Here is a 12,001-nt window from a genome sequence, read left to right on the forward strand (position 1 = left end):
CGTTCATCAATTGGTGGGCGGGAATTTTTTTTTGTACTTTTTGTAACAAACCTTTTCACCGGTCGTCTTCCTGTTATAACATCGAGAAAACGCCATAACGTTGATATGTCATTAGAGCTGTTTCATTCCCAGGTAATGCCCATAAGGCCAAAGCTGTACCGCTTTGCTTACCGCCTGCTGAATAATGAGCAGGATGCCCAGGACATTACCCAGGATGCGATGCTCAGGGTATGGAACCAGCAAGGCAGGATGGCGGAGCTGCAAAACCTGGAAGCCTGGTGTATGCGCATAGTGCGCAACCTGGCCCTGGACCGGCTGAAGTCCAAAAAATACCGGAACACGGAATTACTGGACAAAGCAGATACTATGCAAGCCTCCCACCAGTCCAACCCGCACCTGGCCGCCGAACAGCAGGATGTGATGGACCGCGTGCACCGGATCATACACGCCCTGCCGGAAAAATACCGGACTATTATTCAACTGCGTGACATTGACGGTTTTTCCTACCAGGAAATTGCCGACATTCTGGAGCTGACAATGAATGAAGTGAAAACAAACCTGCACCGTGCCAGGAAAGCCGTACGGGAACAACTGCAAAATATTCAGGTATATGGATTACAATAAAATAAGAGCGCTGCTGGAGAAATATTGGGAGGGGGAATCTTCTTTGGAAGAGGAACAGATGCTCCGCCATTTTTTTGTAACGCACACACAGGCCTTACCGGAAGACCTGCGGGAAGCTGCCCCTATGTTCCAGTACTTTCGGCTGGAACAGGAGAAGGAAATACCGCAACCGGCGGCCAGGATAGTGCCCCTGCGTAAAAGCAAACCCTGGCAGCACTGGATGAAGTATGCCGCCGTACTGCTTATTATGGCCGGCGTGGGTTACAGCGTGCAGCAGTTCCGGCAAAAACAGCATGAGCTGATAGCCGCCGACTGGACGCAGCAAGATACATTTGATGATCCGGAAAAGGCATATGCGGAAACGCAGAAAGCCCTGCAGCTGCTGTCCCGTAACCTGAATAAGGGTACGGAGCAGATGGAGAAGCTGTCTTACTTTAACGATGCTACACAGAAAATTAAGAATTAATAATTAAGGGTTGTTCAATTACAGTAAAAGTGCGCGCGCCATTCATTCGTAATTAAAGATCCTTCCGCCGTTCTAAAAACAAAAAACTAAGATCATGAAAAAGCAAATCATATTAATACTCCTGCTGGTCGTTGCCGGGTTACGGTTATCCGCACAGGGCCAGGGAAGCGCTATAGACCGTTTCTTCCAGAAATATGAAGAGGACCGCAGCTTTACACTGGTAAGCGTAACGCCTAAAATGTTCAGCATGTTCAGTAAGCTGGATATTAACAGCGGTGAAGGCCAGCAGTTTATGCAGGTTATAAAGAAGCTCAGGGGCCTGCGCATCCTGGCAAAAGAAGACACGAAGGATGGTCCCAAGCTGTACCGCGAAGCCGCCGCTTTTCTTACCAAAGACATGGAAGAGCTGATGACCGTACGCGATGATAATACAGACCTGAAATTCATGGTAAAGGAAAACGCCAAAGGCAATATTGCAGAACTGATCATGCTCGTAGGCAGCGACGATGAATTTGTGGCTATGAGCCTGGTGGGCGATATTGACCTGAACGAAATATCACAGATAGCCGGCAACATGAACATTCACGGAATGGAAAACCTCAAAAAATTAAAGAAATGAAAGTACGCGCCCTCTTCCTCTTTATTGGCCTGGCATGCGCTGCCGGTCCGGCTTTCAGCCAGCAGAAGTATCTGAAACGTTTCCAGCGTGAGTACTACGACCGCGCAGAAACCCACCGCATAGGCCTGGGCTTCCTGATAAAGATCGGCCGCGGATTAATACCCGCCCGGTTGATAGATGATGAAGATGTGTACGTGATAAAACGCATGCTGAAAAAAGTAGGCAAGCTGAAAGTATATACCATCACGGCAGACGATCATGAAAGCATAGCCTCCGCCGATATACAAAAACTAAGGAATACGCTGGTGCAGCGGTCAGGTCTGGAACCATTGCTGGAAGTAAGGAGTGAAGGCAGCCACGTGTACATGATGAACAAAGGGAAAGGGGATGAGCTGGGCAACCTGGTAGTGCTGATAAAGGACGAAGAAGACCTGGTAATGGTGCACCTACACACCCGTTTGAAAATGAGCGATATCCAGGGGTTGATCGATAAAAAGATGGCAGCATCAAAACCCGTAGCTGCTGCGGCTGATAGTACGCAAAGCCTGTAGCCGGCTTAATTAATAATGAAGAATGAATAATTAATAATCACAGAGGCAGTTTTTTCAGCTACCGGTTGGTTATCAATTATTCATTCTTTTTTTATACAAAAAGGAAATAAGCAGCAATGTTTTGTGAGATGAGAAACTCCTGATTACCTGTTCAACGCTTTCTGCGATTATTAATGCTTAATTATTCATTCTTAATTAATAATTACTTCACGTACAACCGGTTCCCCCAGCATTTCATTCACCAGTTTAATGATCTTTTCTTTAGCGTAGTTAAGCTCCTGTTTAAGCGGAGCTACATTGGTGGTTATGATCAGCTTACCGTCAATCAGCTGTATATTTTGTGTATAGCGGGCAATGGTTTTACCCATCAGCTGTTCCCAGTTTTCCTGTATACGCACCTCCATCATCCGCGGTTTCAGGCGGCTTTTATTCATATATTCCCGGAGTGCATCTCCTATTGAGCTAATACCATGACGCATGCGTCAAAGGTAACGTAGTTATTTCAATACCTCCGCAAAAAAATCATAGGCTAACTGACTTACTTCCTGCAGTTCTACCGCACGTGATGTACCACTTGTGGGATGTGTGTAATGCCCGCGCTCACCCGGTAATACAATGAGCTTACGCGCCGTGGGAATGTCTGCTGCATAATGCGCTGCATTGGTTTCCTTGGGTGTAATAATATCCTCATCACCCACTACTACCTGCACAGGCACCCGTATGTTTTGTAAACCTTCTCTTGTGAATGCCTCTCCAATAGCAGGCGCTAATGCAAATACTGCTTTAATACGCTTGTCGTGGTAATCATCTGCAGCATGTACCATCATGCTTTTCACCACCGGATCTGTTTTGGATAAAGCGATCAGGCGGTCAACATCTGCTTTAAGGCTGCCCGGTGGCGGTGGCGCATTGGCCGCCAGGTGCTGCAGGTCAAACCGGGCGCCTGCTATCCATATAGCGGTAGCGCCGCCCAGGGAAAGACCGGCCACGCCTATACGGCTGGTATCAATACGGCCGGCAAACAACGGATCCTGTAGTAATTTATCCAGTACAAAGGATAAGTCTTTAGGCCTCATCCACATGCAAAAATCAGAGAGTGTAAGCAGCGCGGCTTTTCGTTCTTCCGCATCCGTACCATTATGATCTACTGCTATGGTAATGTATCCCCTTGAAGCCAGGTAATAACCCAGCCACCGCATATGTAATGCATGGCCCTGCGCGCCATGTGAGATGAGAATGAGCGGATACTTTTTTTTGCGGGCAGACAGGCCGGCATCCCGCATGGCGGTTACGGGTGCCGGGAACTGTATGGAATCCTGTATGAGCTCTGTGTGCCCGCCGGCGCCGGATGGATACCAGGCAATACAGCGTATAGGCCGCGGACCAGTGCCCAGCCAGTTGCTGCGGGAGCTGTCTGCAAATTCCCGCTGGCTAACCCCGGTGGGCTGCGGAGTGAAGGTTGTTTTGGGTATAGGCGCACTGGTTTGCGCGCAAACAGTACCGGCAAATAATAAAGCGGTCAGGAGTATTTTCATCATCATATTATTCAGAATGGCGCTTAAAATTAAATAGCAAATGCATTCCCCGCATGCGCATAGCAGAAGTTAGCAAGATCGCATTATTGCAAAGCATGGTTTTACTATCTTGGCAGTATGAAAGACCCGGAAGCAGCAACCGCCCGGATACCACGATGGATTACCGGAACCGCATTAACCAGGCCATGCGTTATATGCGTGCACATTCGGATCAGCAGCTGTGCATTGCAGCTATTGCTGCCCAGGCTCATTTTTCACCTTTTCATTTTCACCGCATCTTTTCCGCCTTTACCGGTGAAACGGTAGGGGAGTACATTACCCGCATCCGCATGGCAAAAGCTGCCAAGCTGTTAGAGGATGGCTGCAGCGTAGCAGATGCCGGCGCTGCGGTGGGCTATCAGACCACATCGGCCTTTATAAAAGTGTTCAGGAAAGCATTTGGCATGCTGCCCGCGCGCCGGCCAGGCAGGGAAAAGCTGCGTTATCCCCCAGGGCCCGCTAAAACCAAGCGCCCGGCAGGTACGCTGCAGGCGGCCATACGCGAGCTGCCGGACCTGCCTTTATTATATCTGAGCAAAAAGGGAGTGGAAAATGAGTTCTTTAATGCCGGCGCTACTTTTGATCTTTTGTACGATTACTTAAACCAGCACGAGCTTAGCAGCCATGTACAATTGCGCCTAGGGGTGCTGCGCGATATGGAGCTGCTGGATACCGCGCAATGGCGTTTCGATGCCTGCATAGTGCTGCCGGAGGCTTTGGAACATGTACCTGTAAAACCCATGGAAAGGTGCCTGATAAGCGCCGGAAAATGGGCGGTGTTCCTGCACAAAGGCCCGTATGATACCTTATGGCAAACCTGGAGCCAGGCCTACAGAACCTGGCTGCCTTACAGTAATATGCAGCTGCGGGAAGTGCCGCCCTTTGAAGTATACCTGAATAGCCGGAAAAATACGCCACCAGAGGAGCTGCTAACGGAGATACATCTGCCGGTGAGGGAGTGATTGGTATAAAACCAGGGTGTTCCCTGCGGGAGATTGCTGCGCAATTGCGCTGTAACCCGTGCGCAATTCGGGTCCGGCATTTTATGGGTACTTACCTTATTCCTCTTTTTTGCCAATCTCAATCAGCTGAAACCCAGCCTGTCCTTGAAATGCCTCCTGCAGCCGTGCAGCATGCGTATCGGTAATAAACACCTGCCCGTACTCCGGGCTGCTCACCAGCTGAATAAGGCGTGTAACCCGCTCCTGGTCCAGCTTTTCAAATACATCATCCAGCAGCAGCAGGGGAGGGAACTGTTTTTGTTGTTTAATCACCTCGTACTGGGCCAGCTTCAGGGCAAACAAGAAGCTTTTACGCTGTCCCTGGGAGGCGCTGGCCTTCATGGCATGCCCGTCCAGCAGGAACACCAGGTCGTCCCGGTGAATACCCCCGCTGGTGCGCTGCAGCAGCAGGTCTTTATGGCGGTTGGCAGCCAGCAGCTTATCCAGCGGCTGTTCCAGCAGGTTACACTGGTACTGGATGCTCACTACCTCATGTTTGCCGGCCAGGTAATCATATAATTGTTGTACCTGTTGTATAAAGGCGGGCAAAAAGGCCCGGCGCATTTCAAATACCGGCACACCGTGCTGCACCAGCTGGTCATCAAAAATGTCCAGCAGGGCGTCCTGGTTGCGGTTTTGGGTGGCAATGGTCTTTAACAGGCTGTTGCGCTGCTGTAAGATCTTATTATAGGTGATCAGGTGTTCCAGGTAATTGGGGTACAGCTGGGAAAGCAGGCCATCCAGCCACTTACGGCGCTCTTCACTGCCGCCCAGGATGATCTCTGCATCATCCGGCGCAATCATTACGGCCGGGAACTGCCCTATGTGCCGGGAAAAACGGTCGTAGCTTTCCTCATCCAGGGTAATGTCTTTTTTACCATCTTTCAGGGTGCAGATAATGCGGTGGGGCTGCCCGTTGCGTTCCAGCTGCCCATCCAGCCGGAAGCCGTTGGTCTGGTACTGCGTATTTTGCCCCTCGTTGCTGCTAAAGTAGCTTTTGGTGAAGCACAGATAATAAATGGCGTCCAGCAGGTTGGTTTTGCCGCTGCCATTACGGCCGGTAATACCTACAATGCGCTGCTCAAAGGCATAAGCGGTATGCGCATAGTTCTTGAACTGGGTAAGTGATATGTTTTTGATGGTAAGCAAGCGGCAAAAATAAGGGAAAAGCGGAAAGCAGAAAGCGGAAAGCATAAAGCAGAAAGTGGAAAGCCGGGCCATACTGTATGTTGGCAGCTGATACGGGGTATGGCCGCTGCTGTTACCCATAGGCTGCAATGGGCTTTAAGCTTTCCCGGCAATCTTGTACGCTGCACTAAGCTTTCTGCTTTCCGCCAATACCGCACGCTGCATTAAGCTTTTTGCTTTCTGCTTTGTGCTTTCTGCTTTCTGCTTTCTGCCTTCCGCTTTGCGCTTTCAGCTTAATTTCTAATTCGTAAACGACAAATTTACAGGTAATTGTCACAGTTATTTAGTTTTTAGGATTTTCCTGTTATATTTGCGGACAAATTTAGAAACAGTGGCTACTAAAACAGAAGCGAAGACGAAGTTTACGAAAGAAACGTACTTGTATTGGTATGAGCTGATGCTCTTACTGCGCCGCTTTGAAGAGAAAGCAGGACAGTTATATGGTATGCAGAAGATCCGTGGTTTCTGCCACCTGTACATCGGACAGGAAGCAATTGCCGCAGGCGCTATGAGTGCCACCAAACCCTCTGATAAATTCATCACCGCTTACCGTGATCACGCCCTGGCAATTGCCAAAGGCATTACTGCAGATGCCTGTATGGCAGAGCTGTATGGTAAAGCAACCGGCTGCTCCAAAGGTAAGGGAGGCAGCATGCACTTCTTCTCCAAGGAAAAAGGTTTCTTCGGCGGCCACGGTATCGTAGGCGCACAAATAGGAACCGGCGCCGGACTGGCTTTTGCTGAGCAATACCAGGGTACGGATAACGTAGTGCTTTGTTTCTTTGGCGATGGCGCCGCCCGTCAGGGTATCCTGCATGAAACCTTTAACATGGCCATGCTGTGGAAACTCCCGGTGATCTTTATTTGCGAGAACAACATGTACGCCATGGGTACTTCTGTAGAACGTACCTCTAATGTACTGGACATCTATAAACTGGCCGAAGCATACGAAATGCCCAGCGATACTATTGACGGTATGAGCTGCGAAGCCGTACACGAAGGCCTGGACCGCGCAGTAAAACGCGCCCGCGAAGGCAATGGTCCTACCCTGGTAGAGATCAAAACTTACCGTTACCGCGGCCACTCGATGAGCGACCCGGCTAAATACCGTACCAAAGAAGAAGTAGAAGAATATAAAGAGAAAGATCCTATCAACGTAGTGTTGAAAACGATCCAGAAGAACAAGTGGGCAACCGACGCAGAAATTGAAGCCATCAACGAGAAGGTGAAGAACGAAGTAGAAGAATGTGTGAAGTTCGCTGAAGAATCACCCTGGCCTTCCGATGATGAACTGCTGAAGGATGTTTACATGCAGCAGGATTATCCTTTTATAGTAGACTAATAAGTGATTTGGTACAGATGGTTAGTTGTTGGTATTTTTGCGGAGGTTATCCGCGTGCGCTAACAGCTAACCATTCGTCACTAACCGCTATTACTCACACCTATGAGTAAAAACTGATAACAAACAAAAAAAATGGCAGCAGAAACAAAGCATAAAGCCGCTACACCAGACACTACAACAGCTAAGCAGGATTTTGACCTGCAGGAATCCATGCACAAGGCAGAGGATTTTTATTACAAGAACAAGAACGTCATTAACATTGCAATAGTAGCAGTGATCGTGATCGTAGGCGGTTTCTTTGCCTACAACCGTTTTATTAAAGCCCCCAACGAAAAGAAAGCACAGGAAATGGTGTTCCACGCGCAGCAGTACTTTGCTGCCGATTCTTTTAAGCTGGCCCTGAACGGTGATGGTAACAACTATGGTTATTTACAGGTAATTGATAAATACGGCGGTACCAAAGTAGGCAACCTGGCTAAATACAGCGCCGGTGTTTGCTACGTACGCCTGGGCGAGTTCCAGAAAGGTATTGACCTGCTGCAATCATTCAGCGCCAATGATAAACTGGTACAGGCATATGCATATGGCCTTACCGGCGACGCCTATATGGAGCTGAATAAAACAGAGGATGGCATTGACTATTACAAGAAAGCCGGTCATTACAGCGATAATGAGCTGACCGCTCCCCTGTACCTGTTCCGCGCTGGCCTGGCTTTGCAGAAAGCCGGTAAAACGCAGGACGCCATTGCTATTTACAAAGAGATTAAAGAGAAATATCCCCAAACCAACGAAGGCCGCGAAATGGATAAATACCTGGCCAAGCTGGGAGAAGTGAAAGAGTAATTGACTAATTCGTAATTCTACATGTCAATACATAATCAGACATTACTGAACGATACTGGCATTCTCCATTTAGAGGATGCCAGTGTTGTTATGATCTATACTGAATGGAACGATGGCGTAACCAATGAGCTGGTAGCCGGCTGTGAACGTACTTTACAACAGTATAATATATCCCGCATAACAAAGATACAGGTACCCGGCGCCTTTGAGCTGCCGTTTGCCTGCCGCCAGTACTGGGAGGCCAACAAGGGCACCAGCGCACAACCTGGCGCTATTATTGCATTTGGATGCGTGATCCGCGGAGAAACCCCTCACTTCGATTATGTATGTGATGGCGTTACCTCCGGCATTATGCAGCTGAATGTTCAATTACCCGTACCCGTTATATTCGGGATCTTAACGGTAGATAATATGGAACAGGCGCAGGAGCGCCTGGGCGGCAAACACGGGCACAAAGGGGACGAAGCTGCCATTACCGCGTTAAAGATGATTGCCATGTTACGGCAGCTCCAAAAATAGCGGCAGCATTACCCCGGGTATTCCCCAATGAATTAAAGCGTGTGCAAACCTGTCCCTAAAGCAGGTTATAAATAGCAAAAGACTAACTCAATGAACGTACAGCTTTTCATACCATGTTTTGTGGACCAGCTTTTTCCGGAAACAGGATTTAATATGGTGAAAGTACTGGAAAAGCTGGGGTGTAATGTAAGCTACAACTCCAATCAAACCTGTTGCGGGCAGCCGGCCTTTAACGCCGGTTACCGGGATGAGTGCCGCTCCGTAGCCACCAAATTCGTGAAAGATTTCCAGGTATATGATTACATAGTAGCGCCCAGCGGGTCCTGCACCGGCTTTGTGCGCAACTACTACAGTAAGCTGTTCGATAACTCTGCCACGCACAACGAGGTAAAGCTGCTGCGCAAACATATGTTTGAGTTCACAGAGTTCCTTACCCAGGTGCTGGGAGTTACTGATATTGGCGCTACCCTGAACGGCGTAGCCACCTACCACGATGCCTGCGGCGCGCTGCGCGAGTGCGGTATTAAGGAAGGGCCCCGGCAGCTGCTTTCCAAAGTAAAAGGCCTGGAGCTGCGCGAAGTGGCCGACTGTGAAGTATGCTGCGGTTTTGGCGGTACCTTTTCCGTAAAGTTTGAAGCCATTTCCATTGGCATGGGCGAGCAGAAAGTGCTGAACGCTATTGAAAGCGGTGCAGAATACCTCATCTCTACCGATCTTTCCTGCCTGATGCACCTGGATGGTTATATCCGCAAACATGGCCTCTCCATTAAAACCATGCATATTGCCGATGTGCTGGCAAGCGGATGGTGAGATTGATAAATCTAAAATTGTACATTAGAATATGAACTACTGGCTTGTTAAATCAGAACCTGTAAAATATTCCTGGGACCAGTTTGTAAAAGATGGCAAAACCTTTTGGGATGGGGTGCGCAATTACGCTGCCCGCAACAATCTCAAAGCCATGAAAAAAGGGGATCGCGTGCTTTTTTATCACAGCAATGAAGGACTGGAAATTGTGGGCATTGCGGAAGTGCTGAAAGAACATTACCAGGACCCTACCACTACGGATGCTAACTGGGTAGTAGTAGACCTGAAACCCTTAAAACCTTTAAAGAAAGCCGTTACCCTGGCACAGGTAAAAGCAGAAAAACGCCTGGCAAACCTGCAGCTGGTAAGGCTGGGCCGCTTATCCGTAAGCGCCGTTACCCACGATGAGTTTAGTGTGATCATGGAAATGGCAGACATGAAATAAATGTGCAAATGATAAGAATGTGCTAATGTGTTAATGTATGTTTGGCTCATAAAGCAAAAGCCCTGACAGTTATAGTAAGCTGTCAGGGCTTTTTATATTCGTTACATTTCGTCTGCACGTCTACTCATCTACAAATTCCCTTTCTTCATTTCCCCCACTGCATAATCACAGGCCCTGGCAGTGAGCGCCATATAGGTAAGGGAAGGGTTCTGGCATGCGGAGGAGGTCATGCAGCTGCCATCGGTAACAAACACATTCTGTACTTCGTGCATCTGGTTCCATTTATTCAGCACAGAGGTGGCAGGGTCGTTACCCATACGGGCAGTACCCATTTCATGCACGCATTCCCCGCCAATATAGTTATAGTCAAAACCGGATATGTTGGTAAACCCGCTTTTCTCCAGCATTTCCATGGCGCTTATTTTCATGTCCGTACGCATGCTTAGCTCATTGCCGCCCAGCTCAAAAGATATTTTGGCCTGTGGTAGTCCCCAGGGATCCGGCTTGGTCTTATCCAGCGTTACACGGTTAAAGGCATAAGGCAGCATTTCGCCCCAGCCACCTAACCACATGGTCCACTTACCGGGTGCGGTAATCGCTTTTTTAAAGTCTTCTCCAAAACCGGGAGCATTGTAATTATCCATCCAGGCCTCACGTTCGCCATAGCCCTGGTAACCAAAGCCCCGCACATAATCCGGCATTTTGGTGCTTTCATCCAGGTTGCGGAAGCGCGGTATGTAAATGCCGGTGGGCCTTCTGCCAATATAATAGCGGTCATGCAGCCCGTCAAAATCCCCTTTGGCGCCTACTTTAAAATGATGGTCCATCAGGTTGCGGCCTACCTGGTCGCTGCCATTACCCAAACCGTTGGGAAATGCATCTGATACAGAGTTTAGCAGAATTGCCGCGGTGGCAATGGTAGAGGCATTCAGGAAAATAATACGTGCATAATACTCGTAAGATACCTTGGTTTCCGTATCTATAACGTGAACGCCTATAGCCTTTTTCTTATCCTTGTCATAAATAATAGATGCCACGGTAGAAAATGGCCGCAGCGTAAGATTCTTGGTAGCTTTTGCTGCCGGCAGGGTAGAGGAGTTGCTGCTGAAATACCCGCCATACGGGCATCCCCGGTGGCACAGGTTACGGTACTGGCAGGGCAGCCGTCCGTTCCAGCCTTTTGTAAGGTTGGCTACGCGGGCAATGGTCACTAAGCGGTCGCTGTATTTCTTTTTCAGCTCTTCGCGGAAGTGCAGCTCCAGGCAGTTCATTTCCATGGCCGGCAGAAATTGTCCGTCAGGCAGGTGGGCTAAGCCTTCTGCCTGCCCGCTGATGCCGGCATAGGTTTCCACATAATCATACCAGGGTGCAATATCCTTATAACGGATCGGCCAGTCTACTCCATTTCCATCCTGCGCATTAGCGGCAAAATCAAGGTCGCTGAGGCGGTAACATTGCCTTCCCCAGGTAAGGGAGCGCCCGCCTACCTGGTAGCCGCGTATCCAGCTAAAAGGCGTTTCCTGTATGTAGGGATGTTCGGAGTCCCGTACAAAAAAGTGCTTGCTGCTTTCATCATAAGCAGCGCTTTGTACCGGGTCAGCCATCACATCTTTCTCAGGGTTGGTGAGGCGGTGTTTAAAATCCCAAGGGTTCAACAGGGTGGTGTGATAATCTTTAATATGCTCCACATTCCTGCCTCTTTCCAGCAACAGGGTCTTTAATCCTTTTTCACACAGCTCTTTGGCTGCCCAGCCACCACTAATGCCAGAGCCAATGACAATAGCGTCAAATGAATTTTCCTTAAGGGCGTTCATATTTCAGTGCATTACTAGCTAAAATGTATCCGGTTAATATATGAAAAAAATCCGGTTACCGCAGTAACCGGATCTACGATCTTAGATTTACGATTTTAGATTTGATAGTAGCGGTATTATTTGCTCCGGTCAAATCTAGGATCGTAATCTAAGATCTAAAATCCTATTGTTTTAATTTGCTTTAGATCCTGACCAGGGCGGATTATAC

14 protein-coding genes are annotated in these 12,001 nt (G+C 48.7%); 10 read left to right on the plus strand and 4 right to left on the minus strand.

The genetic code is table 11. The features are described 5' to 3' along the window. Window positions 1–105: 105 nt before the first annotated feature. The 4 genes from BMZ54_RS31850 (at window position 106) to BMZ54_RS31865 (ending at window position 2,260) form a co-directional block, all read left to right on the plus strand. The gene (locus BMZ54_RS31850) at window positions 106–624 is read left to right on the plus strand and encodes an RNA polymerase sigma factor (RefSeq protein WP_089921205.1); all 519 of its coding nucleotides are present in this window, start codon (window positions 106–108) and stop codon (window positions 622–624) included. After that, on the plus strand, window positions 611–1,090 hold the full coding sequence (locus tag BMZ54_RS31855) for a hypothetical protein (RefSeq protein WP_089921207.1): 480 nt from the start codon (window positions 611–613) through the stop codon (window positions 1,088–1,090). Before BMZ54_RS31850 ends, BMZ54_RS31855 begins: the two co-directional genes overlap by 14 nt. 94 nt (window positions 1,091–1,184) lie before the next feature. Beyond that, window positions 1,185–1,709, plus strand: a complete 525-nt coding sequence (locus BMZ54_RS31860) for a DUF4252 domain-containing protein (RefSeq protein WP_089921208.1) — start codon at window positions 1,185–1,187, stop codon at window positions 1,707–1,709. Further along, window positions 1,706–2,260, plus strand: a complete 555-nt coding sequence (locus BMZ54_RS31865) for a DUF4252 domain-containing protein (protein WP_089921210.1) — start codon at window positions 1,706–1,708, stop codon at window positions 2,258–2,260. The genes BMZ54_RS31860 and BMZ54_RS31865 overlap by 4 nt, the downstream gene beginning before the upstream one ends. Before the next feature lie 191 nt (window positions 2,261–2,451). On the opposite strand, the gene BMZ54_RS31870 is transcribed toward BMZ54_RS31865, so the two are convergent. Both BMZ54_RS31870 and BMZ54_RS31875 read right to left on the minus strand, forming a co-directional pair. Then, on the minus strand, window positions 2,452–2,739 hold the full coding sequence (locus tag BMZ54_RS31870) for a DciA family protein (RefSeq protein ID WP_089921212.1): 288 nt from the start codon (window positions 2,737–2,739) through the stop codon (window positions 2,452–2,454). Window positions 2,740–2,757: 18 nt separating this feature from the next. After that, window positions 2,758–3,795, minus strand: coding sequence for an alpha/beta hydrolase family protein (locus tag BMZ54_RS31875; RefSeq protein WP_162277730.1), 1,038 nt, complete (start codon window positions 3,793–3,795; stop codon window positions 2,758–2,760). A 95-nt stretch (window positions 3,796–3,890) separates the two neighbouring features. Between BMZ54_RS31875 and BMZ54_RS31880 the strand changes: the two genes are divergently transcribed. Continuing rightward, window positions 3,891–4,796 carry an AraC family transcriptional regulator gene (locus BMZ54_RS31880; protein WP_162277731.1) on the plus strand — a complete coding sequence of 302 codons (906 nt, stop codon included), beginning with the start codon at window positions 3,891–3,893 and terminating at the stop codon, window positions 4,794–4,796. 96 nt (window positions 4,797–4,892) lie between these two features. Here BMZ54_RS31880 and recF read toward each other — a convergent pair whose 3' ends face one another. Further along, window positions 4,893–6,104, minus strand: a complete 1,212-nt coding sequence (recF, locus tag BMZ54_RS31885) for a DNA replication/repair protein RecF (RefSeq protein ID WP_238386749.1) — start codon at window positions 6,102–6,104, stop codon at window positions 4,893–4,895. 250 nt (window positions 6,105–6,354) lie between these two features. Here recF and pdhA point away from each other — a divergent pair, with 250 nt between their 5' ends. The 5 genes from pdhA (at window position 6,355) to BMZ54_RS31910 (ending at window position 9,979) form a co-directional block, all read left to right on the plus strand. Continuing rightward, window positions 6,355–7,365 carry a pyruvate dehydrogenase (acetyl-transferring) E1 component subunit alpha gene (gene pdhA, locus BMZ54_RS31890; RefSeq protein WP_089921217.1) on the plus strand — a complete coding sequence of 337 codons (1,011 nt, stop codon included), beginning with the start codon at window positions 6,355–6,357 and terminating at the stop codon, window positions 7,363–7,365. A gap of 132 nt (window positions 7,366–7,497) precedes the next feature. Further along, window positions 7,498–8,208, plus strand: coding sequence for a tetratricopeptide repeat protein (locus BMZ54_RS31895; RefSeq protein WP_089921218.1), 711 nt, complete (start codon window positions 7,498–7,500; stop codon window positions 8,206–8,208). Between the two features lie 21 nt (window positions 8,209–8,229). Further along, entirely contained in the window at window positions 8,230–8,727 is a 498-nt protein-coding gene (gene ribH, locus BMZ54_RS31900; protein WP_089921220.1) for a 6,7-dimethyl-8-ribityllumazine synthase, read from the plus strand. A 90-nt stretch (window positions 8,728–8,817) separates the two neighbouring features. Continuing rightward, on the plus strand, window positions 8,818–9,537 hold the full coding sequence (locus BMZ54_RS31905) for a (Fe-S)-binding protein (protein ID WP_089921222.1): 720 nt from the start codon (window positions 8,818–8,820) through the stop codon (window positions 9,535–9,537). Between the two features lie 31 nt (window positions 9,538–9,568). Next, entirely contained in the window at window positions 9,569–9,979 is a 411-nt protein-coding gene (locus BMZ54_RS31910; RefSeq protein WP_089921224.1) for an EVE domain-containing protein, read from the plus strand. 128 nt (window positions 9,980–10,107) lie between these two features. On the opposite strand, the gene BMZ54_RS31915 is transcribed toward BMZ54_RS31910, so the two are convergent. After that, window positions 10,108–11,793: a GMC oxidoreductase gene (locus BMZ54_RS31915; RefSeq protein ID WP_089921226.1), complete on the minus strand. Its 1,686-nt coding sequence runs from the start codon at window positions 11,791–11,793 to the stop codon at window positions 10,108–10,110. Window positions 11,794–12,001: the final 208 nt, after the last annotated feature.

Origin of the sequence: Chitinophaga rupis, assembly GCF_900109685.1 — a bacterium.
Lineage (GTDB): Bacteria > Bacteroidota > Bacteroidia > Chitinophagales > Chitinophagaceae > Chitinophaga > Chitinophaga rupis.